The sequence below is a fragment of the Actinophytocola sp. genome (assembly GCF_045807065.1).
Lineage (GTDB): Bacteria > Actinomycetota > Actinomycetes > Mycobacteriales > Pseudonocardiaceae > Actinophytocola.
Genome location: NZ_JBJMIE010000608.1, coordinates 1 through 25,204 on the forward strand (window position 1 = coordinate 1; position 25,204 = coordinate 25,204).

Annotated in this window: 20 protein-coding genes and 2 pseudogenes; 2 read left to right on the forward strand and 20 right to left on the reverse strand. The window is 70.0% G+C overall.

Annotated elements, in window-relative coordinates; genetic code table 11:
- Window positions 1-203, forward strand: a pseudogene (locus tag ACJ73U_RS35430) (IS5/IS1182 family transposase); the annotation flags it as partial.
- Between the two features lie 35 nt (window positions 204-238).
- Here ACJ73U_RS35430 and ACJ73U_RS35435 read toward each other — a convergent pair.
- From ACJ73U_RS35435 to ACJ73U_RS35445, 3 genes are all read right to left on the reverse strand, one after another.
- The gene (locus ACJ73U_RS35435) at window positions 239-433 is read right to left on the reverse strand and encodes a DUF6640 family protein (protein ID WP_407782122.1); all 195 of its coding nucleotides are present in this window, start codon (window positions 431-433) and stop codon (window positions 239-241) included.
- A 46-nt stretch (window positions 434-479) separates the two neighbouring features.
- Window positions 480-893, reverse strand: coding sequence for a muconolactone Delta-isomerase family protein (locus ACJ73U_RS35440; protein WP_407782123.1), 414 nt, complete (start codon window positions 891-893; stop codon window positions 480-482).
- Window positions 894-957: 64 nt separating this feature from the next.
- Window positions 958-1,899 carry an NADP-dependent oxidoreductase gene (locus ACJ73U_RS35445; RefSeq protein WP_407782124.1) on the reverse strand — a complete coding sequence of 314 codons (942 nt, stop codon included), beginning with the start codon at window positions 1,897-1,899 and terminating at the stop codon, window positions 958-960.
- A gap of 110 nt (window positions 1,900-2,009) precedes the next feature.
- Between ACJ73U_RS35445 and ACJ73U_RS35450 the strand changes: the two genes are divergently transcribed.
- Complete coding sequence (locus ACJ73U_RS35450; RefSeq protein ID WP_407782125.1) at window positions 2,010-2,576, forward strand: TetR/AcrR family transcriptional regulator; 567 nt, start codon at window positions 2,010-2,012, stop codon at window positions 2,574-2,576.
- 115 nt (window positions 2,577-2,691) lie between these two features.
- Here the strand turns inward: ACJ73U_RS35450 and ACJ73U_RS35455 are convergent, their stop codons facing one another.
- The 17 genes and pseudogenes from ACJ73U_RS35455 to ACJ73U_RS35535 all read right to left on the reverse strand — a co-directional run bounded on the left by ACJ73U_RS35455 (window position 2,692) and on the right by ACJ73U_RS35535 (window position 25,178).
- Window positions 2,692-3,042 carry a hypothetical protein gene (locus tag ACJ73U_RS35455; RefSeq protein WP_407782126.1) on the reverse strand — a complete coding sequence of 117 codons (351 nt, stop codon included), beginning with the start codon at window positions 3,040-3,042 and terminating at the stop codon, window positions 2,692-2,694.
- Between the two features lie 144 nt (window positions 3,043-3,186).
- On the reverse strand, window positions 3,187-3,615 hold the full coding sequence (locus ACJ73U_RS35460) for a pyridoxamine 5'-phosphate oxidase family protein (RefSeq protein ID WP_407782127.1): 429 nt from the start codon (window positions 3,613-3,615) through the stop codon (window positions 3,187-3,189).
- Between the two features lie 44 nt (window positions 3,616-3,659).
- Complete coding sequence (xylB, locus tag ACJ73U_RS35465; protein WP_407782128.1) at window positions 3,660-5,057, reverse strand: xylulokinase; 1,398 nt, start codon at window positions 5,055-5,057, stop codon at window positions 3,660-3,662.
- Between the two features lie 49 nt (window positions 5,058-5,106).
- A complete protein-coding gene (locus ACJ73U_RS35470) occupies window positions 5,107-5,946 on the reverse strand; it encodes a sugar phosphate isomerase/epimerase family protein (RefSeq protein ID WP_407782169.1) in 840 nt (279 codons plus the stop codon).
- 113 nt (window positions 5,947-6,059) lie between these two features.
- Window positions 6,060-7,064 carry a sugar phosphate isomerase/epimerase family protein gene (locus tag ACJ73U_RS35475; RefSeq protein ID WP_407782129.1) on the reverse strand — a complete coding sequence of 335 codons (1,005 nt, stop codon included), beginning with the start codon at window positions 7,062-7,064 and terminating at the stop codon, window positions 6,060-6,062.
- Window positions 7,061-8,449 carry an alkaline phosphatase family protein gene (locus ACJ73U_RS35480; RefSeq protein ID WP_407782130.1) on the reverse strand — a complete coding sequence of 463 codons (1,389 nt, stop codon included), beginning with the start codon at window positions 8,447-8,449 and terminating at the stop codon, window positions 7,061-7,063. The genes ACJ73U_RS35475 and ACJ73U_RS35480 overlap by 4 nt, the downstream gene beginning before the upstream one ends.
- The gene (gene eboE, locus ACJ73U_RS35485) at window positions 8,446-9,579 is read right to left on the reverse strand and encodes a metabolite traffic protein EboE (RefSeq protein ID WP_407782131.1); all 1,134 of its coding nucleotides are present in this window, start codon (window positions 9,577-9,579) and stop codon (window positions 8,446-8,448) included. The genes ACJ73U_RS35480 and eboE overlap by 4 nt, the downstream gene beginning before the upstream one ends.
- Window positions 9,576-10,442, reverse strand: a complete 867-nt coding sequence (locus ACJ73U_RS35490; protein ID WP_407782132.1) for a TatD family hydrolase — start codon at window positions 10,440-10,442, stop codon at window positions 9,576-9,578. The genes eboE and ACJ73U_RS35490 overlap by 4 nt, the downstream gene beginning before the upstream one ends.
- Window positions 10,439-11,941, reverse strand: a complete 1,503-nt coding sequence (locus ACJ73U_RS35495; RefSeq protein ID WP_407782133.1) for an EboA domain-containing protein — start codon at window positions 11,939-11,941, stop codon at window positions 10,439-10,441. The genes ACJ73U_RS35490 and ACJ73U_RS35495 overlap by 4 nt, the downstream gene beginning before the upstream one ends.
- A complete protein-coding gene (locus ACJ73U_RS35500; protein ID WP_407782134.1) occupies window positions 11,938-12,786 on the reverse strand; it encodes an SCO3242 family prenyltransferase in 849 nt (282 codons plus the stop codon). Before ACJ73U_RS35500 ends, ACJ73U_RS35495 begins: the two co-directional genes overlap by 4 nt.
- Window positions 12,787-13,193: 407 nt before the next feature.
- Window positions 13,194-14,339: pseudogene (locus ACJ73U_RS35505) on the reverse strand (inositol-3-phosphate synthase); the annotation flags it as partial.
- 82 nt (window positions 14,340-14,421) lie between these two features.
- Entirely contained in the window at window positions 14,422-18,921 is a 4,500-nt protein-coding gene (locus tag ACJ73U_RS35510) for a ThuA domain-containing protein (protein WP_407782135.1), read from the reverse strand.
- Window positions 18,922-19,151: 230 nt separating this feature from the next.
- Window positions 19,152-20,312 carry a xylose isomerase gene (gene xylA / locus ACJ73U_RS35515; RefSeq protein WP_407782136.1) on the reverse strand — a complete coding sequence of 387 codons (1,161 nt, stop codon included), beginning with the start codon at window positions 20,310-20,312 and terminating at the stop codon, window positions 19,152-19,154.
- Entirely contained in the window at window positions 20,309-21,463 is a 1,155-nt protein-coding gene (locus ACJ73U_RS35520; RefSeq protein WP_407782137.1) for a Gfo/Idh/MocA family protein, read from the reverse strand. The genes xylA and ACJ73U_RS35520 overlap by 4 nt, the downstream gene beginning before the upstream one ends.
- A 51-nt stretch (window positions 21,464-21,514) precedes the next feature.
- Entirely contained in the window at window positions 21,515-22,564 is a 1,050-nt protein-coding gene (locus ACJ73U_RS35525; RefSeq protein ID WP_407782138.1) for a substrate-binding domain-containing protein, read from the reverse strand.
- Between the two features lie 48 nt (window positions 22,565-22,612).
- Window positions 22,613-23,578 carry an ABC transporter permease gene (locus tag ACJ73U_RS35530; protein WP_407782170.1) on the reverse strand — a complete coding sequence of 322 codons (966 nt, stop codon included), beginning with the start codon at window positions 23,576-23,578 and terminating at the stop codon, window positions 22,613-22,615.
- Window positions 23,579-23,687: 109 nt separating this feature from the next.
- Window positions 23,688-25,178, reverse strand: coding sequence for a sugar ABC transporter ATP-binding protein (locus ACJ73U_RS35535; RefSeq protein WP_407782171.1), 1,491 nt, complete (start codon window positions 25,176-25,178; stop codon window positions 23,688-23,690).
- Window positions 25,179-25,204: the final 26 nt, after the last annotated feature.

Genomic DNA, 25,204 nt, shown 5'->3' on the forward strand with positions numbered 1-25,204 from the left:
CAAAAGACGGACAACTCACCGTCGACGAACAGGCCTACAACGCCATCCACGGCGCCCTGCGCTGCCTCGGCGAACGCGCCAACTCCCTACTCAAAACCACCTACAAGAACCTCCGCCGCTACCGCGGCTGCCCTTGGCGCCTCGGCGACATCACAGCCGCTGCCCTGATCCTGCTCCACCACGAACACAGCCGAACCACATAACCAAACAAAAGTTGATCACACACAGCCACCGGACGTTACGCGGAAAGGCTCAGTGCGGCGCCCATGCTCATGGTTTGGGCGTTGTGGAACTTGGCGTGGGGCGGCCACGTCGGATTGTAGATGTGGGTCTCGTTCCAGTCGGCGGCGTACGCGCCGACCATGGTCCCCACCGCGGACAATGAGATGAGCACCTTGCCGAACGGGAAATTCTTGAGGTTGAGCTTTGTCATACTGTTCTCCATTGGCCATCGCCGCGGGGGAGAGCGGGCGGCTGGCTCATGACCGCGCTCGGTGGGCTACCTCGGCTGCGTCCGGGGGCGTGGTCGGATAGATCTCGACGTCGAAGAACCGGGCGAAGGGCAGGGTTGCCAGCGTCTCCGCGACTTGCTCCTCGTCGGCGGCGATGATCTCGATGAAGGTTGCCCGACGGGCGGGGGAAACGTAGTGGGCGCCGATCCGCCCGTCTGAGCGCAGCACCTCGAGCTGTTTCTGCTCGTCATCTCGCAGGGCGGCGAACTCCGTGAAGTCCGTGTCGTCGCGGAGGGTTGCGAACACCATGAACGTCGGTGCCGCGGCGGGATTCGGGGTCGGTGACATGACTGTCCTTTCGATGGCGGTTGGTGGTGTCATGATGCGGGGCCGGCAGAGACGCCGGGCGGCGAGTCCCGAGATGCGGGTCAGCAGCCGCAACGAGAAGCCGATGACCAGGGTTCGCCAGGGGCGCGCGAGTTGTCGAATTCCAGCGACGCGATGGTCACTCGGTTGTGATGATGAGCTTGCCGCCCTTGGGTGTGCGGTTGCGTTCGAGCTCCGTGAGCGCCGCGATCGCCTGGCCGAGCGGCACGGTGCGGGCGACCGGAAGTCGCAGTATTCCCTTCCCGGCGGCCTGTGCGACCGCGTCGAGGTCCGCCGTGGCAGCTTTCCCGATCAGTACCCGATATGGTCCCGGCAGGGCGCTTCGCACGAACTTCGCCGGTGTGGGGTTGATGTCGATGATGCGGCCGCCAGGTTTGAGCAACGCCTGTGCCGTTTTGATCGGCAGCGTGCCGGCAGTGTCGAAGACGACATCGAATCGTCCCGCGAGTTTGGTGGCGTCGAAGTCGAATTCGACGATCGGGGTGATACCGAGATCATGTGCCTCGTGCGCGGCGGTAGCGCTGCAGCTGCCTCCCACCGTGGCGCCGCGTGCCAGGGCGAGCTGTGCGGCAGATCGGCCGACTCCGCCGAGGCAGCCGTGGATGAACACGGCGTGCCCCGCCTGCAGTTTGCTTGTGTTGACGATGGCCTGGAAGGCGGTGAGCCCGACAACGGGGATCGCGGCGGCCTGCTCCCAGGAGAGATTCGCGGGCTTCGTCACGACCGCCTTCTCTTGGGCGACGACCATCTCGGCGAACGCTCCCGCCGCCTTCATGCTTGCCCCGCCGAGCACGTCGTCGCCGACGCCGAGTCGAGTGACGCCGTCGCCGACCGCCGTCACGACGCCCGCGAAGTCGTGTCCCAAGCCGCGTGGGAACCTCCGGCCGGTCATGATCTTCAGCTCACCGTTGCGGATCTTCCAGTCCATCGGGTTCGCGGCCGCTGCCTTCACGCGGACCATCACCTCACCGGGGCCGGGGCGTATCGGCCGGAAATCCTCGAACCGCATCACCTCGGGACCGCCGTACTGGTGGTACTGGATGCGCTTCACCGTGGTCATGGTGCACACCTCCGCGCGTTGATGTCATCTGATGACATCACCCTACCACGCTGATGTCACCTGATGACATGAACGCGAGAATCGGCGTGCGACGGCACTAGACTCGCGGTATGGGACGTTGGGAGCCGGGAGCGAGTGGTCGACTCCGTGAGGCCGCGCTGGCCCTGTATCTCGAACATGGCTTCGAACAGACCATGGTGGCCGACATCGCCGAACGGGCCGGCGTGACCGCGCGCACCTTCTTTCGCTACTTCGCCGACAAACGCGAGGTCCTCTTCGACGCCTCGCCGGAGTTGGAGGAGAAGTCGCTGGCCGCGCTGGAGGCGGCGCCCGCCACGGCGTCGCCGCTGGATCTCGTCGAGGCCGCGCTCGACGCCGCGGCCGACGTCATCGGGCACAACCGTGAGCTCGCCCGAAAGCGACACGCGGTGATCATGGCCAACGCCGAACTCCGGGAACGTGAACTGATGAAGGTCGCACACATGTCGGCCGCACTCGCCGACGGGCTTCGACGGCGGGGCATCGGCGACACCGAGGCCAGTCTGGCCGCTGAGACCGGCGCCGCGGTGTACCGGGTTGCCTTCCAACGATGGGTCGACGCCGCCGACGACCTCGACCTACGCGACGCCGTTCGCCAGTCATTCGCCCAACTGCGAACCCTGACCGCCACCAACTGACCCACCGCGCTCGCCGACGGCCCGAGCTTCGGAAAGTGACCGCTGAGGTCTGGGCGAGCGTGCTCTCACACGGCGTGTCGACTCGCGCGAGTCATGACCGCCGTCATGCCTGCGATCACGTCCAGAAGACCGCGATCCCCACGTTCACCACGACCAACCCGACCAGGGTGAACGGCAGCCACTTCGGCGCCGGCACCCGACGGAGCACGTACACGAGCGCCAACGCCCCGATCACCAGGAGGACCAACGTCTTGATGCCGAGCTTCATCCCGTTGTAGTGCTGGTCCGTGGCCGGGGCCAGCAACTGCAGAGCAAGCCCGGTGATCAACTGCAGCGCGGCGATGTGCAACCACCCCTGGTTGAGTGGCGCCCCAGCCGGCATCCGCCGCTGAACCAGGAACATCCCCACCAGCAACGCCATGCCGAGCAGGTGCAGGAACACCAGAAGGAGCCGAACGAACTCCACGAGAACGATCTCCCTAGGTCGGCCAGGCCCCGGTCAGCCCGTCGCTGCACGCAGTTCTAGCAGCCCGAGGCTCCGACAACACCCCCACCCCGTCGAGCCCTTGACCGCAACCACCCGAGCAGGCCGGCAAGCGCCAGAAACAGCTCAGTTCAGGTAGCGACTCACGGTCTCCGGGTGGATGACGAGACGAACCTGGTCCGCGGCCAGGATCGCGGCGAGTTCGTCCGCGCGGACCGGGTCGTCGAGGTCCCAGTAGCGAGCGGCCAGGCGGGCGCACAGGTCGTGTGCTCCGTCGGGTTCCATCGTGGTGCGGCCGGCGACCGACAACCAGCGCTCGCGTTCCCCCACCGGCGCGGCGACGACGAGCGAGGCGCGCGGGTCGCGGCGCAGGCGGCGCACTTTGGGTGAGTCCGGAGCCGTGAACAGTTGGATCGTGCCCTCGGCGGTGGCCTCGAACCACACCGGCCTGGGCTGTGGCGGTAGCGGCCCCGCGGCCACGGAGAGGAACCCGTACAGGGGGCGCTGGAGGAACTCGAGGTCCTGGGCGGTCAGCGAACCGGCATCGGTACTCATGATCCCGATTGAACACGGCTGCGCGGGCTTCGTCAGGGCTGCGGTCAGGCCGGGCGGTCGAGGATCTTGTCGCGGGCCTCGGCGTAGCGCTCCCGTAGTCCCGGTGTCAGGTCGCCCGACACGCGTTGCATCGCGCCGAGGCGCCAGTTCGGTGGGGAGTCGCCGCCGGCGAGGGTCCAGGCGGCCTGGCGGGCGGCGCCGTCGGCGACGTACTCGCCGGGCTCGGGTACCAGGACCGGGCGGCCCAGCACGGTCGGGGCGATGCGGCGCACGGCGGCGGACCGGGCACCCCCGCCGACGAGCAGCACCCGGTCGGTGCGGACACCCTGTGCCACGAGGGCGTCCAGGGCGTCAGCCAGGCCGCACAGCATGCCCTCCACCGCCGCGCGGGCCTGGTGGGCTGGGGTGGCGTTGGCCAGGCGGAGGCCGTGCAGGGCGCCGGTCGCCGTGGGGAGGTTCGGGGTGCGTTCGCCTTCCAGGTAGGGAACCAGGGTCAGGCCGTCGGCACCGGGTGGGCCGGCCAGCGCCAGCTCCGCGAACTGCTCGTGGTCCACGCCGAGCATGCGGGCGACCGCGTCGAGTACGCGGGCCGCGTTCAGGGTGCAGACCAGTGGGAGGAACCTGCCCGTCGCGTCGGCGAAGCCGGCCACCAGGCCGCTGGCGTCCGCGCTCGGCTTGTCGGCGACGGCGAACGCGGTGCCGGACGTGCCGATCGACACGACCACGTCGCCCGGTTCGGCGCCCACGCCCAGCGCGGCCGCCATGTTGTCACCGGTGCCGGCGCCGAGCAGTGCGCCGGCCGGGATGCGGCCGGAGTCGTCGGACGGACCGAGCACGCGGGGCAGCCTCGGGGTGGTGCCCAGGGCCAGCTCGAGCAGGTCCGTGCGATAGGTGCCGGTCGCGGCCGAGTAGTACGCCGTGCCGGAGGCGTCGCCGCGGTCGGTGGTCAGGCGGTCGAGTGAGCCGCCGGACAGGCGCCACGTCAGGTAGTCGTGGGGCAGGCAGACGGCCGCGGTGCGGGCGACGGACTCCGGCTCGTGGTCGCGGAGCCAGCGGAGCTTGGTGACGGTCATGGACGCCACGGGCACCATGCCGACCGCGTCGGCCCAGGCCGCGCCGCCGCCCAGCTCGTCGACGAGGTCGGCGGCGGCCTGGGCGGAGCGGGTGTCGTTCCACAGCAGCGCGGGCCGCACGACCTCGCCGGTCTCGGTGAGGCACACCATGCCGTGCTGCTGGCCGGCGACCGACACCGCCGCGACGTCGTCGATGCCGCCGGCCTGGTCGACGGCCGACCGCAGCGCGGCCCACCAGGCGGCCGGGTCCACCTCTGTCCCGTCCGGGTGGGGCGCCGAGCCGCTGCGCACCAGGGCACCGGACTCGGCGTCACGCACCACCACCTTGCAGGACTGGGTCGACGAGTCGACTCCGGCCACCAGCGGCATGGTCAACACCTCCGAGATCGAGTCTAGGGCGGAGGCCGCGCCAGACGACTTAGAACCGCACGTTGGCCAGGTAGTTGTAACCAGTCTGGGCGCACTTCAACGCGTCGACGGGCTCGTCGTTCTCCACGATGTACTCCTCGACCTCGAGTGGCCAGGTCGGGCGGAAGATTCGTGGGAAGTCGATGGTCCCCTCACCCAGGTCGGCGAACCCGCCGTCGGGCTTGCGGTCCTTCACGTGCCACTGCCGGACCCGGCCCGGGATCCGGTAGAACTCCCGCACGGGGTCGGCCCCACCGGTGACCGCCCAGTAGATGTCGATCTCGAAGCTGACGTTGCGCCGCGTGGTGCGACCGGCGAGCACGTCGTACGGTCGCACTCCGTCGATGGTCCGCCACTCCTGGTTGTGGTTGTGGTACCCGAAGCCGATCCCGGCCCGCCGGTACGCCTTCCCGGCCGCCTCCAGGCGATCGGCGAACGCCTCCCACTCGGCGATCGTCGGGTAGTCGGCCCACGCCACGTTGCTGCGCCGGTTGCCGAGGACCTTCGCGTCGGCGATGGCCTGGTCGATGTCGACACCGTCGATGCCGACGTGCGTCGAGGTCGCCCGGATGTGCCGCCGGTCGAGCAGCTTGCGGAACTCCGCGGCCGTGCGCCCGTAGGTGCCGGCCAGTTCGATCTTCCGGTACCCGATGTCGGCCAACGCGTCGAGCGTGCCCTCGAGGTCGGCCTCGGCGACGTTGCGGACCGTCCACATCTGGATGCTGATCTTGTCCTTGGGCACCCGGAGCCACCCGTGACCGCCATGCCGCGCCTCGTCCGCGGAGGCGAAGGCAGGCAGGGCGCCGGCCGCCCCCACCGCGAGCGCCGCACCACCGACACCGCGGAGCATCGACCTTCTGGAAATCGCCACGACAGTCCCTCCGTTGGGTTGGGAAGTGGAACTCCTGAAAGGAGCAGGGCCTTGCGTGGGCGGGCTCCGTGGGTGAGCCCGCCCACCGGTGTTCAGTCCTTCGTGGAGAAGGCGGCGTCGAAGGCCGCCTCCGGCTTGTCGAACAGGTGGGCCCGGATGAAGCTCACCGCCTCCTCGGCGCCACGCAGGCGGTCCATGCCCGCGTCCTCCCACTCGACCGAGATCGGGCCGTTGTAGCCGATCGCGTTCAGCGCGCGGAAGGACTCCTCCCACGGCACGTCACCGTGACCCGTCGACACGAAGTCCCAGCCGCGGCGGGGGTCGGCCCACGCGAGGTGCGAACCCATGCGGCCGTTGCGGCCGTCGAACCGCTTCTTCGCGTCCTTGCAGTCGACGTGGTAGATGCGGTCGGCGAAGTCGAGGATGAAGCCCACCGGGTCGAGGTCCTGCCACACGAAGTGCGACGGGTCCCAGTTGAGTCCGAACGCCTCGCGGTTGTCCACCGCGGCCAGCGTGCGCTTGGTCGTCCAGTAGTCGTACGCGATCTCCGACGGGTGGACCTCGTGCGCGAACCGGACGCCGACCTCGTCGTACACGTCCAGGATCGGGTTCCAGCGGTTGGCGAAGTCGGCGTAGCCGTCGTCGATGACGTCCTGGCCGACCGGCGGGAACATGGCGACGTACTTCCAGATCTTCGACCCGGTGAAGCCCACCACCGTGTTCACACCCAGCTTCGCGGCCGCCCGGCCGGTATCGGCCATCTCCGCGGCGGCGCGCTGCCGCACGCCCTCCGGGTCGCCGTCGCCCCAGATGCGGGCCGGCAGGATGTCCTTGTGGCGCTGGTCGATCGGGTCGTCGCAGACGGCCTGGCCCACCAGGTGGTTGGAGATCGTCCACACCTTCAGGCCGTGCGAGGCCAACTGGTCCAGCTTCTTCTGGACGTAGTCGTCCTCGGCCAGGGCGCGGTCCACCTCGAAGTGATCGCCCCAACAGGCGATCTCCAGCCCGTCGTAGCCCCACTGCGCGGCGAGCTTGCACACCTCCTCGAACGGGAGGTCGGCCCACTGGCCGGTGAACAACGTGACTGGTCGACTCATCGTCGAACTCCTTCCGAAACACCCTGCAGTTGAAGCAGCAGACCATGAACATCGGTGGCGCTCAAGGCACCAGCCGGCTCCGCGTCGGGAACCGAGCACAGCAGCACCGGGCCGTCCTCGGCAGAGGACGGCAGCCGGCCGTGGGAGCCGCGCACGTACGACGACTCGAGTGGCACCGTCTGCATCGCGTACCGCAGGCCCACCTTCTTGCGCACCAGGTTCAGGCCCGCCTTCGCCTTCGCCAGCTTGTCGGCCGGGTTGAAGAACAGCTCCGCCGGGTCGTAGCCCGGCTTGCGGTGGATCTCCACGCCCCGCGCGAAGTCCGGCGCGTGGTCGTCGGAAAGCCAGTAGTAGTAGGTGAACCACGCGTCGGGCTCGGCCACCGCGACCAGTTCGCCGGAGCGGGCGTGGTCGAGGCCGTAGCGGGCCTGCGCGGCGCGGTCCAGCACCTCGTCCACGCCGGCCAGTTCGCTCAGCATCGCGGTGACGCGTGGGATGTCCGCGGGGTCGGCGACGTACACGTGCGCGACCTGGTGGTCGGCCACCGCGAAGGCGCGGGACACCCACGGGTCCAGGTACTCCATGCCGTCCTGCGTGTACACCTCGAGCAGGCCCTCGCGGCGCAGCAACCGGTTGATGTCCACGGGACGCCGCACCGGCGTGATGCCGTACTCCGACAGGGCGACGACCGTCGCGCCCGCGTTCCGCGCGTCGTCCAGCAGCGGCTTCAGCGCCGCGTCCACCTCGCGGGCGGCGCGCGCGGCCTCCGGCCCGTCCGGGCCGAACCGCTGCAGGTCGTAGTCCAGGTGCGGGACGTACGCCAGCAGCAGGTCCGGGTGGTGCTCGCGGAGGATCCTGCGGGACGCCCCGATGATCCACTCGCTCGACGCCAGCGACGCCGTCGGGCCCCAGTACTGGAACAGCGGGAACTCGCCAAGGGCGCCGACCAGGTCGTCGTGCAGGGCCGGCGGGCGGACGTACGCGTCCGGGGACTTGCGGCCGTCCGCGTGGTAGATCGGTCGCGGCGTCACCGTGACGTCGGTGGTGGCGCCCATCGCGTACCACCAGCACACGTTCGCCGCCTGGAAGCCCGGGTTCGCGGCGCGCGCGGTCTCCCACAGCTTCTCGCCCTGGACCAGCCTGTTGTGCTGGCGCCACAGGAAGATCTCGCCCAGCTCGCGGAAGTACCAGCCGTTGCCGACGATCCCGTGCTCGTTCGGCATCCTGCCCGTCAGGAACGTCGACTGCACGCTGCACGTCACCGCGGGCAGGACCGTGCCGAGGTCGGCCTGCCAGCCGGACCGCGCGAGCGCCGACAGGTTCGGCATGTGGGCCAACAGCTTCGGCGTCATGCCGACGACGTCCACCACCACGAGCGGTGTCATCCAACTCCTCCAAGCTCGAACAAGTTGGCCGCGGCCCAACGAAGTTCCGCGGCGATCCCCCTGATCAGGGCCGTGTCGCCGCCGTTGCCGGAGGTTTCCGGCAACACGCTCCACGTGTAGGTCTCCACCTCGACGTGCGGCATCTCGTCCACAGTGGACCGTACCGTGTCGATCGCGGTCCGCAGGACGTCGGTCGTCGCCGACAGCGGGGCGGCCGGGCGGGCGTGCAGCGGCACGTGGAAGTGCACGCGCCAGGGGTCGCGCCCCGGCAGCTCCGCCAGCGCCTCCGGCAGGTCGTCCGCGGCCAGCACCACGCCGGCCGGCGAGTGCTCCCGCACCTGGTGCAGGTACCGGGGCTCGGCGAAGTCGGCGAGCGCGGCCCGCGCCTCAGCACTCCCCGGGTCCTCGACCTGCAGTGCCGCGGAGGCCTGCACCTTCACGACCGAAAGCCCCGCCTCGTAGATCGAGGCGACCGTCGCCGCCGGGTCGGCGAAGGACACCGCGAGGTGGCAGGTGTCCAGGCACAACCCGATGTACCGAGGATCGACGCGGGGTGCCAGCCAGCCCACGGCGTCCGCGACGGTGTCCAGCACGCAGCCCGGTTCCGGCTCGACGGCCAGCCGGATGGGACGGCCATGGGCGGTGGCCATCCCGTCCAGCACCCCGGTCAGCTCGGTGAGCGCCGCGGTGGCGGTCGTGTCGTCGGCGTCGGTCCACGGCGTGCGCCAGGCCAGGGGCAACGTCGAGATCGAGCCGTAGGAAGCGGAGTCGGGCAGCAGGTCCGCCAGCACCACCGCGCAGTCGACGGTGTACCGCAGCCGCGCGTCGTCCGTCCACTCCGGACGGTAGACGGAGTGCTTGACGACCTCGTCGTGGAAGCCCCCGTACGGGAACGCGTTGAGCGTGTAGACCTCCAGGCCGCGTGCGTCCAGCTCGGCCCGCAGCTTCGCCCGCAGCTCCGGCGAGGCGGCCAGCTCACTCGCGAGCGCGGCCGGCAGCCACAGCCCGAGGCCCAGCACGTCCACCCCGACCAGCCGGCGCACCGGCTCGGCGTAGCGGTCGAGCTGCGCCAGCACACCCGGCAGGTCCTCCGCCGGGTGCACGTTGGTGCAGTAGGAAAGCGGGCTCATGCGTTCCCGCCGCCACGCAACACCGAGTTGCCCGCGAACGTCTCCGCGGACGGCGCGAAGCCGGGCAGCTCGTCGAGCACCAGCCGGTCGCTCTGACCGTAGAACTCGACCGGGTTCTGCCACAGCACCTTGTCCACATCGGACCCGGCGAAGCCGGCGTCGAGCATCGCGAGCCCGGTCTTGTACGTCTTCAGCGGATCCGAGCGGCCCCAGTCGGCGGCGGAGTTCACGATCATCCGGTCGGTGCCGTACTCGCGCAGGATCGCGACCATCCGCCGCTCGTCCATCTTCGTGTCCGGGTAGATGGAGAAACCCATCCAGCAACCGGACTCCGCGACCACGCCGACCGTGGGCTCGTTGAGGTGGTCGACGATCACGCGGCCGGGGTCGATGCCCGACTCCTTCACGACGTCGAGCGTGCGGCGGGTACCGGCCAGCTTGTCGCGGTGCGGGGTGTGCACGAGCGCGGGTAACTCGTGCTCGACGGCGAGCTGTAACTGCCGGGCGAAGACGTGGTCCTCCTCCGGCGTCATCGAGTCGTACCCGACCTCGCCGACCGCGACCACGCCGTCCTTCGCGAGGTAGCGCGGCAGCACGTCGAGCACCTCGCGGCAGCGGGGGTCGTTGGCCTCCTTCGGGTTCAGCGCGATCGTGCAGTGGTGGCGGATGCCGAACTGCGCGGCGCGGAACCGTTCCCAGCCGATCAGCGAGTCGAAGTAGTCGGTGAACGACGCCACGCTCGTGCGCGGCTGCCCGAGCCAGAAGGCGGGCTCGACGAGTGCGCGGACGCCGGCTTCGAACATGCGCTCGTAGTCGTCGGTGGTCCGCGAGGTCATGTGGATGTGCGGGTCGAAGATCCTCATGCCCTGGCCTCCAGCAGTGTGACGGCGTCCACCGGCACCTCGCGCCCGGCGGCCTTGCGTTCCTCGGCGTAGTCGCCGACCATCCGCAGCAGCTCCTCGTCCGCCCGTTTGTCCACATCGGACACCGCGGCCAGCGGGACACCCACGAACAGGCACTTGAGCACCCCGTGCCGCCAGCTGTGGTCGTCGAGGTGCCGGGCGGTGAACTCGCCCATCGCGGCGGCGACGAGCCGGATGTCGTTGGCGCGCAACGCGTCCCTGACGAGTTCGAGCCCGGTGGGGACGGTCTCGTCGGGCAGCGCGGCGAGCCCGCGGAGCACACCGCGCCGCTCGGCGTCGTCGCCGTACCGGTACAGCTGCGCGATCTCCGCGGCCAGCAGGGCGGGTTCGAGGACCTCGGCGAGCACGGCGAGCAGCCGGACGCGGGCGAGGTCGTCGACGGTGCCGTGGATGAGGCCCTGCGGGTCGGTCTCCGGTCGCAGCGGCGCGCGACCGACCTTGCGGCCGACTGCCGGGAACAGGGACGCGATCGACGCCGGCTCCCGGCGTACCTTCTGCTCGGCTTCGACCAGCCAGGGATGGTCCACGTCTCTCACCCACTCCGAATCGGGTGCCGGCGCGGCACCCACGACCGGCTCGGACCGCACCGCCGTGCCGTGTCCATGGTTCACTCCGCGAGCCTCGCCCAGCGCGGCGAACGCGCGAGCGGCCACCACCGGCGCCGCGTGGCTGTGCCGCGGCAGCTCGACCGCCGCGACGCCGGTGTAGCCGACCTCGCTCAACGCCGCGAGGGTGGCGGGCAGATCGAGCTCTCCCTCGCCGAACTCGAGATGCTCGTGCACCCCCGTGCGCATGTCGTCGAGCTGGACGTTCACGAGCAGGTCGGCGGCCCGCCGGATGCACGTGGCGGCGTCGACCGGCTCGACGGCGACGCAGTGGCCGACGTCGAGCGTGATCCCGAAGAGCCGTGGCGCGCCCAGTTCCTCGCGCAGGCGCAGCGCGTCGGACAGGTGCTGGACGAACATGCCCGGCTCGGGTTCGAGTCCCAGGGGGACGTCGTGGACCTCGGCCTCGTCGAGCACGCGGGTGATCCCGTCGAGCATCCGCCGCCATGCCGTCCTGTCGTCCACCGAGGTCGGTTTGATGCCGGACCAGAACGACACGCAGTCCGCGCCGAGCTCCTTCGCGATGCGGACCGCGCGGTTGAGGAAGTCGATGCGGCGGTCGGGTTCGTCGCAGACCAGCGTCGGGTAGTGCTTGCGGGTCGGGTCGAGCAGGTAGCGGGCACCGGTCTCGACGACGCTGCGCAGGGCGAGGCGGTCGAGCAGGTTCGCGACGTGGTCGGTCTTGTGGGCCACGTCGTCGGCGTACGGGTCGAGGTGGTCGTGGTCGAGCGTGAGCGCGACGGCCGTGTAGCCGAGGTCGGCGATGACGCGGAGGGCGTCGTCGAGGCGGTGGTTGGCGAAGCCGTTGGTGCCGTAGCCGAGGTGGAAGGTCATGTGGGGCTCACCTTCCTGGCGAGCGCACGGGCGATCGGCAGGGCGGCGGCGACCACGGCCGCGCCGAGCAACGACCCGCGCCGGGCGGCGAGCGCGGCCTGGAGCGGAACCATCCCGTGGATGCCGGCCGCGGTGGCCGTGCGCACCCGCTTCGCGGACGGGTCCCGGGTGGCGTCGTACTGGGCGCGGCCGACGGTGGTGGCGTAGACGCCGGTGAAGGCGAGCGCGCCGAGCCGGTCGCGCCAGCCGCGCGCGCCGGTGGCGGCGGCCAGCGCGGTGATCCCGGTGCCGGCGAGTACGGCGCCCGCGGTCGTGGTGGTCGCGCCATGCACCTCGCCCCTGGACAGGGCGGTGACGCCGAGGGTGTGGCCACCGACGGCGACCGCGCTGGGCAGCGCCTTCCTGGTGGCGCCGCCGGCACCCAGGAGTACGTCGAACACCCGGCACGCGGCCATCGCGACCGGCCCGGCCGGCGTGTTCTTGAGCACGGTGTCGTAGGACCAGATGGCGGCCGCGAGCGGAACGGCGATCCTGAGGGTCTCGCGGCCGCCGGCGGCGCGGGCCAGGCCCAGGCCCGCTGCGGTGAGCCCGCCGGCGACCGCGAGCGCTTGCTCGGGGCGCACGCGCCCCGAGGGGATGGGCCGCTCGGGCCGCTCGACGGCGTCGAGCTTGCGGTCGGCCCAGTCGTTGAGGGCCATGCCGGCCCAGTAGAAGGCAGCGGAGGAGAAGGGGAGGAGAAGGCGCCTGCCACGCAGGGGATTGCCCGCGGCCGCGGCCCCGGCGACGGTGTCACCGAGGACGGTCAACGCGGCGGGCGCCCGCACCAGCTGGAGATAGGCCTTCACGGCGAGACCTCGCCACGCCGGCCGAGCACTTCACCTTCACCGGCGAGATCGAGGTGGCCAGACGCGGAAGCCGAGGATCCGAACCCGTTCTCACCGGCGGAGCCACTACGCGGATCACCCTCGTGCGCCCGCGACTCCCGGCCGTGGTCCCCCACGACTGCCCCGTCCGCGCGACCCCGGCCACTGCCGTCGTGGCCGGCCGCAGGCTGCTGGCCAACCTCCCCGCCGGCACCGTCCCGACGACCCTGAGCACGCTCGCCCGCGGCCTGCTGGCCGAAATCCTCGCGCGCGTTGGCCAGCCCCCACCCAGTCCCGGGGGCGTCCCGCCTTGCCAGTCTACCGGTGGGGGGTGACAGTGAGGCGTTGTTACCGGCGGGTTGTGGATTACTCGTCAGTTGTGGATTGGTCAGGGCCTGGGCCCACGTCGTCAGCATCTCCGTCTGTTGGGCGAAGCGGTGTTCGTCCGTGGCCACCGGGTCCTTGAAGAAGAAGGCCAGGTTCGCCAGTGGGCCCGACCGGCCCGCGGCGTGGGCGGCCGCGACCAACCGGGTCAGGTCCAGGATCAGGGGGGCCGCCAGCGACGAGTCCAGGCCCGTCCACGTGAACTGCAGGTTCATCCGCGCGCCCAGGAAGCCCTCGAACGACACGTGGTCCCACGCCGTCTTCTGCTCGCCGAGGTCCGGCACGTTGTCGATGTGCAGGGGGGCCGTCACGCCCTCGCCCAGCAGGGCCGCCAGGCCGCGGGCCTTCGACTCCAGCTTGCCGCGAGCCTGCTCCGGGTCCCCCAGGTTGGCGCCGTCGCCGCCGCCCAGGAGGTTGGTGCCGGCCCAGGACCGGACCCGCAGCGCGCGGGACGTGAACATCGGCGCGAGGACCGTCCGCAGGAGGGTCTCGCCCGTCTTGCCGTCGGAGCCGGCGTACGGGAGGCCCAGTGACAACGCCAGGTCGTGCAGGACGGGCAGGCGGACGCTCGGCGACGGGGTGAAGTCCACGAAGGCGGCGCCGGCACGCAGGGCCGCGTACGCCATCAGTGAGCTGGGTGGCAGGACGGCTCGCGACGGGTCGGCCAGGGCCTTCTCCAGCAGCGCGAGGTCGGTGTGTTCCGGCAGCGCGGGAACCGGTGGCTCGGTCGAGGACACGTTCACCACGACCACGCGGTCCAGACCATGCGCGGCGCGGAACGCCTCCAGGTCGCCACTCAGGCGCTCGACGGCGGAAGACTGTGGCCCGCTGTGGCTGGCGGGGTGGTAGCCGTCGCGGATCTGGGCGTCGACCGCACGCAGGCCGGCCGATACCGCCGACAGCACTCGGTGCGGGACCAGGCCGGCTTCGGCCAGTTGTTCGGCTCGTTTCTCCAGTGGGGTGTGGACGATGTCGTGGCCGCCGACCACGATGTCCTCCCATGCGGGCAGTGGCACGCCCGCGAACTCCGGCCTTTCGGTCACGCAGCCGACCGGTTCGACCAGTTTCGCCCGTAACGCCAGTAAGCCGACCACTGCCGTGGTGGCCACGGAGCCCCTCGCCCCGACCAGCCACAGACCCGTTCCCGACATTCTCGTCCTCCTCCGGAGAGTGATCCCGATGGGCCGGCGGCCGCTGCGTCGCGTCGCCGGCCCACCGGGTGCCCGCTCTCACTTAACGGGCGTTCACCGCTTGGGGCAATACCTCAACCCCGTTGATCGAATCGATGACCGCCCGGCTGTCACGCTCCGACGTGGCACGCACGTCCGCGTCGGTGACCCGGCCGTCGCCGACCATGGTCAGGAACTTCCCCAACTCACGCACCGCCTTGGCGTCGTTGCCGTTCGCCTCGGCCTTGCGGGCCTTGGCGAGCTGCGCCGACAGCGTGGTGTACGCCGACAGCGACAGCCGGTTCGTCGCGCGGAACCGGTCCAGCAGCTGGGCGATGTCCCGCAGTGACGTCGTCGTGGCGAACGTCAGCGACTGGGACGTGACGTTGCCCGCCACATCGGTCGCCGTCACCGCGAAACCGTGCATGCCGAGCGGCAGCTGGTACAGCGCCACCGCCCGACCGGACTCCACCAGGGCGCCGTCCACCGCACCCACCACGGAGGCGACCCCGGACGTGGCGTCCTCCGCGTGCCACGACAGCACCACGTCGGTGGCGTCGCCGTACACCCGGCCGTTGGCCACGCCGGCCACCAGGAGCGTCGGCCGCGTTGCGTCGATCTTGATGGTCGCCGCCTTCTCGGCCTCGACGTTGCCGGCCTTGTCGACCGCCCGGTACAGCAGGGTGTGGCTACCGTCGCCGGTCACGTCGACGACGCCGGTGTAGGTGGTCCACGCCCCACTGTCCAACTTGTACTCGACGCGGTCGACACCCTGGCCCTCGTCGGTCGCCGACAGCTGGACCGGGACCGTGCCCGGGTGCCAGCCCGACGCCGCCGGCGGCGCGAACGTCGCCGTCGTCACCGGCGCCGCGGTGTCGGTGATCTCCTTGAGCTGGATGTGCCGGAACCAGACGTCGTCGCCGTCGCCGTGGTTCTGGATGCCGACGAAACCCTGCGTGAGGTCGCGTGCCGGGTCGTTGTTCACGAACGAGTTGATCAACGACCCGTTCAGGTAGACCTTGATGGTCTGGCCCTGCACCACGATCTCGTAGGAGTTCCACTCACCCGGCGGCTTCAGCGCCGCGTCGCGGGCCGCGATGTCCGCCGACTGGAACGAGTAGATCGACCCGGTCGTCTTGTCCGGCTCGTCGGTCGCGTCGATCTGGATCTCGTAACCCTGGTTGACCGCGACCCACGGGTCGTCGCCGACGTCCGGGTAACCCACGAAGACACCGGAGTTGTCGTCACCGGCGACCTTCCAGTCCAGCTTCAGGCTGTAGGCGTGGAACTCGTCCTTGTAGGAGAGCAGACCCAGACCGCCGAAGGTCCGCAGCGTGCAGTCGTCCTGCTGCTCGACGCTGCCCGGCCCGGAGTGCGTCCAGTTCGCCAGGCTCCCCGCGGTGCCGTCGTACAGGGCCGTGTAGCCGCTGTCCGGCGTCCACGGCCGGCACGTCTGCGGCTCGCCGCCACCGCCCACGACACCGGGACCCTCGACCTGGATGTCGTCCACGTCGAACAGTCCGCCGCCGTTGCCGTCGAACACCAGGTACAGCGGCCCGGAGCCGCCCGGGTCGGTGATCGGTGCCGGCGCGAGGTCGACGTAGCTGTCCGGGCTGCCGGTCGGCGGTACGTGCGCCGTCTGCACGACCGGGCCGTCCACCGCGTTCTTGTGCACGGTGATCGTGCCGCCCGGACCGCCGGCGCTAACCCGGTAGCCGATCGCGGTCACCCCGGTCAGGTTCACCGGGTCGAACTTGATCCAGTCACCCGGGTCGATGTAGCCGACCCGCCGGCCACCGCTCGCGCCGTCCGCGGTCACGATCTGGATGCCGTTCTGCTCGTTGAAGAACTCGGCCTGCTTCAGCTTGGGCTGCAGCACGACCTCGTCCTGCCCGAGCAGCGGCGGCGCGTTGCCCGCGCCGGTGTCGGTGTAGCTCACGTGGATGACACCGAACACGTTGGCGTCCGCGCCGTGGCCCTCGTCGGCCGGCGTGCTGATCGTGCCCTCGCACCCGGTCTCCCGCGACAGCGGGTGGCCGTGGTTGTCGTGGCCGAGGATGTACTCCACGGTCACCTTCGAGCAGTCGATCGTGCCGTCCTCGGGATCGGTCACGGTGACCTTGAACGGCACCCGGTCACCGAAGCCGAAGAACCCGCCGTTCGCCGGGGTCTCCAGCTTCACCGTCGGCGCGGTGTTGCCCGCGGTCACGACCACGCTCGCCGCGCCGGTCAACCCGGTCGGGTCGGTCACCGACAGCTTCGCCGAGTACTGGCCGGGCTCGGCGTAGGTGTGCGAGACCGGGCCCTCCTCGGTGGAGTCCGTGGTGCCGTCACCGTCGAAGTCCCACGCGTAGGACAGGTCGCCGCCGTCCTCGTCGGCGGCCCGCGGGGTGAAGGTCACCGTCAGCGGCGCCGGGCCGGACGTCCTGTCCGCGGTGACCGACACCTGCGGTGTCCGGTTGCCCTTGGTGTAGTCGATCCGGTAGAGCGCCGAGTCCGCCGCGCCGCCGAAGTACCCGCTGCCGTAGTCGAGCACGTACAGCGCGCCGTCCGGGCCGAACTCGATGTTCATCGGCCGGGTCAGCGTCATCGAGTCGAAGAACGGCTGGATGGCGCCGTGCTCACCGTTCGGACCGACATCGATCGTGTGAATCCAGCCGCGGTCCCACTCGTACGCGAAGTTCTTGCCGTCGTAGTACTCGGGGAACTTCGTCGTCGAGTCGAGGTTCGGGTCGAAGTGGTACACCGGGCCACCCATCGGCGACTCGCCACCGGTACCGAACTCGGGCACGGAACCGCCGTCGTACGGGATCCACGCGGCGATCGCCGGTGGCAGGTCGACGAGGCCCGTGTTGTGCGGGCTGGTGTTCTTCGGCGCGTCACAGGAGAACGCCTGACCCGACTGGCCGGTGGCGAAGTCGTAGTCGACGTAGGGCTGGTTGGCACCGACGCAGTACGGCCACCCGTAGTTGCCCGGACCCTTGAGCAGGTCGAACTCGACGGTGCCGCCGGGGCCGCGCGCCGGGTTGGCGCCACCGGCGTCCGGACCGTAGTTGCCGAGGTAGATCCAGCCGGTCTGCTTGTCGACCGCCATCCGGAACGGGTTGCGGAAGCCCATCGCGTAGATCTCCGGACGGGTCTTCGCGGTGCCCGGCGGGAACAGGTTGCCGGCCGGGATGGTGTACGAGCCGTCGGCCTCGACGTGGATCCGCAGGACCTTGCCGCGCAGGTCGTTGGTGTTGCCCGCGGTGCGCTGGGCGTCGAACGCCGGGTTGCGGTCGGGCCGCTCGTCGATCGGCGTGTAGCCGTCGGACTCGAACGGGTCGGTGTCGTCGCCGGTGGACATCAGCAGGTTGCCGGCGCCGTCGAAGTCGATCTCGCCACCGACGTGGCAGCAGCGGCCGCGGTCGGTGTCGACCCGCATGATCTGCTGCTCGCTGGTGAGGTCGATCCTGCCGCCGCCGTTGCCCTCGTCGACGAACGTGAAGCGGGACAGCTGGTTGTAGCCGTGGAACGGCGCGAAGTCCGCTGCCGTGCCGTTCGGCGGCGCGTCACCGGCCGGGGTGGAAAGCGGTGGCGCGTAGTAGAAGTAGACCCAGTGGTTCTCGGCGAAGTTCGGGTCGAGCGCGACGCCCTGCAGGCCGTCCTCGTCGTGGGTGTAGACGGGGATCTGGCCGGCGAGCGTGGTCGTGGCCGCCGGCGTGGTCAGCCAGACGCGGCCGTCGCGCGAGGTGTGGATGACCCGGCGGTCCGGCAGCACGGCCAGCGCCATCGGCTCACCGGTGACCTCCTCGCCCTTGGCGAGGGTGATCTGGTCGAAGTCCGCGTCGACCGGCGGCTGGTTCGGGTCCGCGGCCGGGGAGCAGTCGGCCGCCTCGAGCCCGGCCGCGTACCTGATGCCGCCCGCGAGCGAGGTCAGGAACGCGGGCTCGGTGTAGGACTCCTTGGTGTGGCCGAGACCCGTGTACCAGGACCGGCCCTGCGACTGCGTGTGGCACCACGTGATCGGGTGGTCGCCCATGGCGTCCGCGCCGGGGGCGTAGCTGGTCTCGTCCAGGGTTTCCAGCACGCGGACGTTCGCCCGGGGGTTGGTCCGGTAGTTGTACCACTCGTCGGTACGGGTCAGGTGGTCCGGCAGCGTCGCGGTCGACGGGTGGCTGTGGTCGACGACGTCCACCGTGGCCTGCTGGATGGCCGGGTGCGACTTGAACCAGGCGCCGACGAGCTGGCCGTAGAAGGGCCAGTCGTACTCGGTGTCGGCGGCCGCGTGGACACCCGCGTACCCGCCACCCGCGTTGATGTAGTTCTCGAACGCGGTCTGCTGGTCCGCGTCCAGCACGTCACCGGTCGTGGACAGGAAGACGACGGCGGCGAACCGGGACAGGTTGTCCGGCGTGAACGCGCCGGCGTCCTCGGTCGCCTCGACGTGGAAGCCGTTCTGCTCGCCCAGGGTCTGGATGGCGGCGAGGCCGTCGGGAATGGAGTCGTGCCGGAAGCCGGCGGTCTTGGAAAAGACCAGGACAGTGGTGTCGTGCCGCACGGAGACCGGTTCCGCCGACGCCATGCCGGCTCCGGTCAGGAGTGCGAGTGCCGCTACGGCAAAACGGGAGACACCCCGTAGCCCTCGCCTCACCCCTGGTGGTTTAACCGCCTTCTTACTCGTGCCGTGGCGATGCACTGGTATTTTCTCCTTGTTCTCACCGAAATGGGGACCGCGAGAAGGGGTTGAGGCTCCTTTCCGTGTTCGCGGCGTCGCCTGACGTGCCGGTCGGGCGACGCCGCATTCTTTTCCAGCTAGCCGCGAGTACCGAAAAGGTGCTCCAGGGCCAGTTGGTCCAGTTTCTCGACGCCGGCGCCACGCAGCGCGGCCTCTTCGGGGTCGAACTCCTCCGCACGCAGGTCGGCGAGGCTCTCGCCCTCGGCGAGCGTCGGCTTGGTCAGCTCACCGGCGCGGGCCGCCTCGAACGCCGCCGCGACCTCCGGGTCGGCCCGGAACGCCCGAGCCCTCTCCGCGAAGATCAGGTAGTTGCGCATGCAGCCCCTGGCCGACTCCCACACGCCGGCCTCGTCCTCGATCCGGCCCGGTTTGAAGTCGAAGTGTCGCGGACCGTCGTAACCACCGTTCTCCAGCAGGTCGACCAACAGGAACGCCGACTTGACGTCGCCGTTGCCGAACCGCAGGTCCTGGTCGTAGCGGGGTCCGTTCTGCCCGTTCAGGTCGATGTGGAACAGCTTGCCCTGCCACAGCGCCTGGGCGTACCCGTGCACGACGGACATACCGGCCATCTGCTCGTGCCCGACCTCGGGGTTGAGGCCGACCCGGTCCGGCTCCTCCAGCTCGTTGATGAACGCGATCGCGTGTCCGATCGTCGGCAGGAAGATGTTGCCGCGCGGCTCGTTCGGCTTGGGCTCCAACGCGAAGCGGATGTCGTAGCCCTGCTCCCGCACGTACGCGCACAGGATGTCGAGCGCCTCCTTGTAGCGGTCGAGCGCGGCTCGGGCGTCCTTCGCCACGTCCGACTCGGCGCCTTCGCGGCCGCCCCACAGGACGTAGGTCTTCGCGCCGAGCTCGGCCGCCAGATCGAGGTTGCGCAGGACCTTGCGCAGCGCGAAGCGACGAACGTCACGGTCGTTCGCGGTGAGCGCGCCCTCCTTGAACACCGGGTGGGTGAACAGGTTGGTGGTCGCCATCGGCACGATCAGGCCGGTGGCGTCCAGGGCCTTGCGGAAGCTCGCGATCCTGGCCTGCCGGGCGCCGTCGTCCGACCCGAAGGGGATCACGTCGTCGTCGTGGAACGACACGCCGTACGCGCCCAGCTCGGCCAGCTTCTCCACCGCGTGGGCGGGGTCCATGGGCTCGCGGGTGGCGACGCCGAACGGGTCGACGCCCTGCCAGCCGACGGTCCACAGTCCGAAGCTGAACTTGTGTTCCGGGCGAGGGGTGAAATCAGTCATACAGGAATCTCCGTCCACTGTGAACCGTTCTCGGCACTCCTTTCTACCGCGCCGAGCACCCGCTGCACCTGGAGTCCGTCCCTGAAGGACGGACTGGAGTTCACCCCGTCGTGGATCGCCCGCAGGAAATCCACCACCTCGTGGGTGAATGTGTGTTCGTAGCCGAGAATGTGCCCCGGCGGCCACCACGCCCCGACGTACGGGTGCGTGGGCTCCGTCACGAGGATCCGCCGGAAGCCCGCCTCGTCACCCGGGTTCGCGCCGTCGTAGAACCACAGCTCGTTCATGTCCTCGAAGCCGAACCGCAACGAGCCGAGCGAGCCGTTGATCTCCAGCGACATGCCGTTCTTGCGGCCCAGCGCGAACCGCGTGGCCTCGTACGTGGCGATCGCGCCGTTCCCGAACCGTCCGAAGAAGACGGCCGCGTCGTCGACGGTCACGTTGTCGACCCCGTCGCCGCTCTCGTTCGGCCGCTCGCGGACGAAGGTGGTCGTGAGCGCGGAGACACCGGTGAGCAGGTCACCGACGAGGAACTGCGTCGCGTCGATGATGTGCGCGCCGAGGTCGCCGAGCGCGCCGGAACCGGCCTTGTCCTTGCGCAGCCGCCACGTCATCGGCGCGTCGGCGTCGGAGAGCCAGTCCTGCAGGTAGAGCGCGCGGACGTGCCTGACCTCGCCGAGCCGGCCGTCCTGGATGAGCTTGCGCGCGAAGGCGATCGCGGGCACGCGGCGGTAGTTGAACGCCACCATCGAGCGCACGCCGCGCTCCGTGGCCGCCTCCGCCGCGGCCACCATCCGCTCGGCCTCCTCGACGGTGTTCGCGAGCGGCTTCTCGCACAGGACGTGCTTGCCCGCCTCGAGTGCCGCCACCGCGATCTCGCAGTGCGAGTCGCCCGGCGTGCAGACGTCCACGATCTGCACGTCGGGCGAGCTGACCAGCTCCCGCCAGTCGGTCTGCACACTGGCCCACCCGAACTTCGCCGCGGCTGCCTTGGTGCGCGCGAGGTCACGCCCACCGAGCACGGCGAGTTCCGGTGTCACCGGCAGGTCGAAGAACCGGTGCGCGGTCCGCCACGCGTGCGAGTGCACCGCACCCATGAACGCGTGGCCGACCATGCCGACCCCGATCCGTCCCCCGCTGCCCTCAGTCATCTCACCCTCCGTCTGTCATCAGGGAAGTACGCGCTGCCACACCCGCGGGAGTTACGAGTCGAAGCCGATGTCCAGGTAGTCGTCGACGTTCTTCTTGGTGACCACGGCCGAGTACGTCGTGATGGACGCGGGGATCTCGTGCTCCGCCATGTCCGCGATGCCCTTCGACTGGCCGAGCAGCCGGGCCAGCGAGATGGCGGACGAGGCCATCGACGGGCTGTAGAGGACGGTCGCCTTGATGACTTTGTTGTCCGCCTTGATGTAGTCCATCATGTTCTTCGAGCCGGCGCCGCCGACCATGATGAACTCGTTGCGGCCCGCGGAGTCGATCGCCGCCATGACGCCGATGCCCTGGTCGTCGTCGTGGTTCCACAGCGCGTCGAGCTTGCTGGCGCCCTGCAGCAGGTTCGCCGTCTGCTTCTCGCCGGACTCCGCCGTGAACTCCGCGGCGACGCGCGGGCCGACCGAGAACCCGTTCTTGGCGAGCGCGTCCTTGAAGCCCTTGCTGCGGTCCTGGGTCAGCGGCAGCGAGTCGATGCCGGCCACCTCGCCGACGATCGGGTTCGAGATGTTCTTGGCCTTCATCTGCTCGGCGATGTAGAGGCCGGCGTTGTAACCCATGCGGTAGTTGTCGCCGCCGATCCACGTCCGGTACGCGGTCGGGGTGTCGAAGACGCGGTCCAGGTTGACCACCGGGATGCCCGCGTCCATGGCCTCCTGGCCGGCGGAGGTCAGTGCCTTGCCGTCCTGGGGCAGGATCACGAGGACGTCGACCTTGTCGTTGACCAGCGACTCGACCTGCGCGATCTGCTGGTCCACGTTGCTTGTGCCCTCGGTGGCCTTGAACGTGACGTCCTTGAACACGTCCGCCTGTGCCTTGGCGTTCTTCGTGATCGCGGCGATCCAGCCGTGGTCCGCGGCCGGCGCGGCGAAGCCGATGGTGACCTGCTTGCCCTTCTTGGCGTTGTCCTCACCGCCCTGCGCGACCTGCCCCGACGTGTCGCCGGAGGACTCGTTGGAGGTACAGGCGACTGCTAAGGCGCTCGCACCGAGCGCGCCGGCGCCGAGGAGGAATCGACGACGGGCCAGGGACGGGTCCATGGGTACTCCCTTGTACTGAGAACTGATGGTTTCTGTGGTGGCGGAGAACTAGGTCTTGGCGCGGCGCGAGGTCAGCGTCTGCAGCAGCACGGCGGCGACGATGATCACGCCCTTGGCGATGTTCTGGATGTCGGTCTCGAGGTTGTTCTGGGTGAAGATGCTGTTCACGACGGTGAAGATCAGCACGCCGATGAGGGTGCCGATCAGCGTGCCGCGACCGCCGGACAGCAGCGTGCCGCCGATCACGACGGCCGCGATGGCGTCCAGTTCGTAGAACATGCCGTTGGTCGAGGCGCCCGATGTGGTGCGGGCGACCACCATGACCGCGGCGATGCCGCAGCACAGGCCGGCGATCGCGTAGACCATCGCCGTGTGCAGCTTGACGTTGATGCCGGCGAGGCGCGCGGCCTCGGTGTTGCCGCCGATGGCGAAGGTGCGGCGGCCGAACGTGGTGCGGTTCAACACGATCCAGCCGACCGCGAACACGACGGCGAGCATCCAGATCAGCGCCGGGATGCCGAGGAAGTCGCCGCGGAAGAAGTCGAGGAAGCCCTGCTCACGCACGACCTGCGTCTGCCGCTCGGACAGGCGCTCGGCGAGCCCGCGCGCCGACGCGTACATGGCGAGCGTCGCGATGAACGGCACGACCTTGCCGTAGGCGATGAGCACGCCGTTGATGAGCCCCGCGCCGAGGCCCACCAGCAGCGCGCACAGGACCATGACCCACGGGCCGTACTCCTGCGTGGCCAGCGTCGTCATCCACACGCTCGACAGCGCGACCATCGACCCGACCGACAGGTCGATGCCGCCCGAGATGATCACGAACGTCATGCCGACGGAGACCACGCCGATCGCCGCGGCGAGGCGCAGCATGATGGAGATGTTGTTCTCGCCCAGGAAGGTCGAGTTGAGCGCGTAGCCGACGACGCACAGCGCGACGAGCACGCCGATGAGGATCGTCAGCCGGATGTCGAAGCGCAGGCCGGATGTCGTCTTGGCCGGCGCGGTCTGCACCGCCGGCGGCCTTTCCTCCACAGTGGACGTATCGGTCACATCACTCACGGCGTCGCCTCCTCCGCTCCGCGCCGCCCTGGATACTGATGGTTCGCTCCGCAAGTTCCGCTCACACCACTACCTCGCTACCTTCCATCACCATGTCCAAAATCGACGCTTCGGTGAGATCCTTGGCCGGCGCCTCGGTGAGCACGCGACCCTCCCGCATGACGAGCACGCGGTCGGACAGGCCAAGTACCTCGGGCACCTCGCTGGAGACGAGCACCACGGCCACCCCGGCCGCGGCGAGTTCGTGGATCAGCCGGTACAGCTCGGCCCGCGCGCCGACGTCCACACCCCGGGTCGGCTCGTCGAGCAGCAGGACCTTGCAGTCCCGCACGAGCCAGCGCGCGACCACGGCCTTCTGCTGGTTGCCGCCGGAGAACGTGCGCACGAGCCGCCGCGGGTCGGCCGGGCGCATGTCGAGCCGTTCCAGCGTGGCGCGCGCGTCCTTCAGTTCCCTGCCCCGGTCGCTGAAGCCGAACGTGCTGTACTCGGGCAGGCTCGCCAGCGTCACGTTGTCCGCCACGGACTGGTCGAGCAGCAGGCCCTGGCTCTTGCGTTCCTCCGGCGCGAGCCCGACCCCCGCGTTGACCGCGGCGCTGACGCTGCCGGGCCGCAGGCGCCGCCCGTTGACCCGGACGCTGCCCGCGTCGGACTTCCGCGCCCCGTACACGGTTTCGAGCACCTCGCTGCGGCCCGCGCCGACGAGCCCGGCGATGCCGACGATCTCCCCGGCGTGGACCGAGAAGCTGACGTCCTCGAACTCCCCCGTGCGGGACAGGCCCTCCACGCGCAGGACCTCGTTCTTCTCGTCCACAGTGGACGTTTCGCGGAGCGGGAAGACCGTCTCCACCATGCGCCCGGACATCAGGTTGACGAGGTCGCCGGTCGGGGTGTCCGCCGGCAGGCTCGACGCGACCGTGCGGCCGTCCTTGAGGACCGTGACCCGGTCGCCGATGCGGCGGATCTCGTCCAGCCGGTGGGAGATGTAGACGACCGCGACGCCGTCGTTGGTCAGGTCCTCGACGACGCGGAACAGGTTGTCCACCTCGTCCGCGGCGAGCGCGGCGGTCGGCTCGTCCATGATGATGAGCCGGGCGTCGTGGGCGAGCGCGCGGGCCATGGACACGAGCTGCTGGCCGGCCGCCGAGAGCAGCCCGACCTCGCGGCCCGGCGGGATCTCGGGATGGCCAAGGCGGCGCATCAGCTCGCGGGTCTGGTTGCGGGCCGCGCGGCGGTTGGAGAACCCGAACGTCGCCGGCTCGTGGCCGAGGAAGATGTTCTCCGCCACGGAAAGGCCCTCGACGAGGTCCAGCTCCTGGTACATCGTGGCGATGCCGAGCCGGAGCGCGGCGTCCGGCGAGGTCAGCCGGGTGGGCCTGCCGCGCCAGATGATCTGGCCCTCGTCCGGCTGGTGCGCGCCGGACAGGGTCTTGATCAGCGTGGACTTGCCGGCGCCGTTCTGTCCGAGCAGGCAGTGCACCTCGCCGGCCCGGACCTCCAGGTCGACGCCGTCCAGTGCCCGGACGCCGGGAAAGGTCTTGACGATCCCCGACATCATCAAGAGCACTTCGTCCGTGGGGT

Bases quoted from the DNA above. Each gene is read 5' to 3' on its own strand.
- ACJ73U_RS35435 (WP_407782122.1), bottom strand. From the start codon at position 433: ATGACAAAGCTCAACCTCAAGAATTTCCCGTTCGGCAAGGTGCTCATC.
- ACJ73U_RS35445 (WP_407782124.1), bottom strand. From the start codon at position 1,899: ATGACCACGGTGAAGCGCATCCAGTACCACCAGTACGGCGGTCCCGAG.
- ACJ73U_RS35450 (WP_407782125.1), top strand. From the start codon at position 2,010: ATGGGACGTTGGGAGCCGGGAGCGAGTGGTCGACTCCGTGAGGCCGCG.
- ACJ73U_RS35460 (WP_407782127.1), bottom strand. From the start codon at position 3,615: ATGAGTACCGATGCCGGTTCGCTGACCGCCCAGGACCTCGAGTTCCTC.
- xylB (WP_407782128.1), bottom strand. From the start codon at position 5,057: ATGCCGCTGGTGGCCGGAGTCGACTCGTCGACCCAGTCCTGCAAGGTG.
- ACJ73U_RS35470 (WP_407782169.1), bottom strand. From the start codon at position 5,946: ATGCTCCGCGGTGTCGGTGGTGCGGCGCTCGCGGTGGGGGCGGCCGGC.
- ACJ73U_RS35475 (WP_407782129.1), bottom strand. From the start codon at position 7,064: ATGAGTCGACCAGTCACGTTGTTCACCGGCCAGTGGGCCGACCTCCCG.
- ACJ73U_RS35480 (WP_407782130.1), bottom strand. From the start codon at position 8,449: ATGACACCGCTCGTGGTGGTGGACGTCGTCGGCATGACGCCGAAGCTG.
- eboE (WP_407782131.1), bottom strand. From the start codon at position 9,579: ATGAGCCCGCTTTCCTACTGCACCAACGTGCACCCGGCGGAGGACCTG.
- ACJ73U_RS35490 (WP_407782132.1), bottom strand. From the start codon at position 10,442: ATGAGGATCTTCGACCCGCACATCCACATGACCTCGCGGACCACCGAC.
- ACJ73U_RS35495 (WP_407782133.1), bottom strand. From the start codon at position 11,941: ATGACCTTCCACCTCGGCTACGGCACCAACGGCTTCGCCAACCACCGC.
- ACJ73U_RS35510 (WP_407782135.1), bottom strand. From the start codon at position 18,921: ATGGCGTCGGCGGAACCGGTCTCCGTGCGGCACGACACCACTGTCCTG.
- xylA (WP_407782136.1), bottom strand. From the start codon at position 20,312: ATGACTGATTTCACCCCTCGCCCGGAACACAAGTTCAGCTTCGGACTG.
- ACJ73U_RS35520 (WP_407782137.1), bottom strand. From the start codon at position 21,463: ATGACTGAGGGCAGCGGGGGACGGATCGGGGTCGGCATGGTCGGCCAC.
- ACJ73U_RS35525 (WP_407782138.1), bottom strand. From the start codon at position 22,564: ATGGACCCGTCCCTGGCCCGTCGTCGATTCCTCCTCGGCGCCGGCGCG.
- ACJ73U_RS35535 (WP_407782171.1), bottom strand. From the start codon at position 25,178: ATGTCGGGGATCGTCAAGACCTTTCCCGGCGTCCGGGCACTGGACGGC.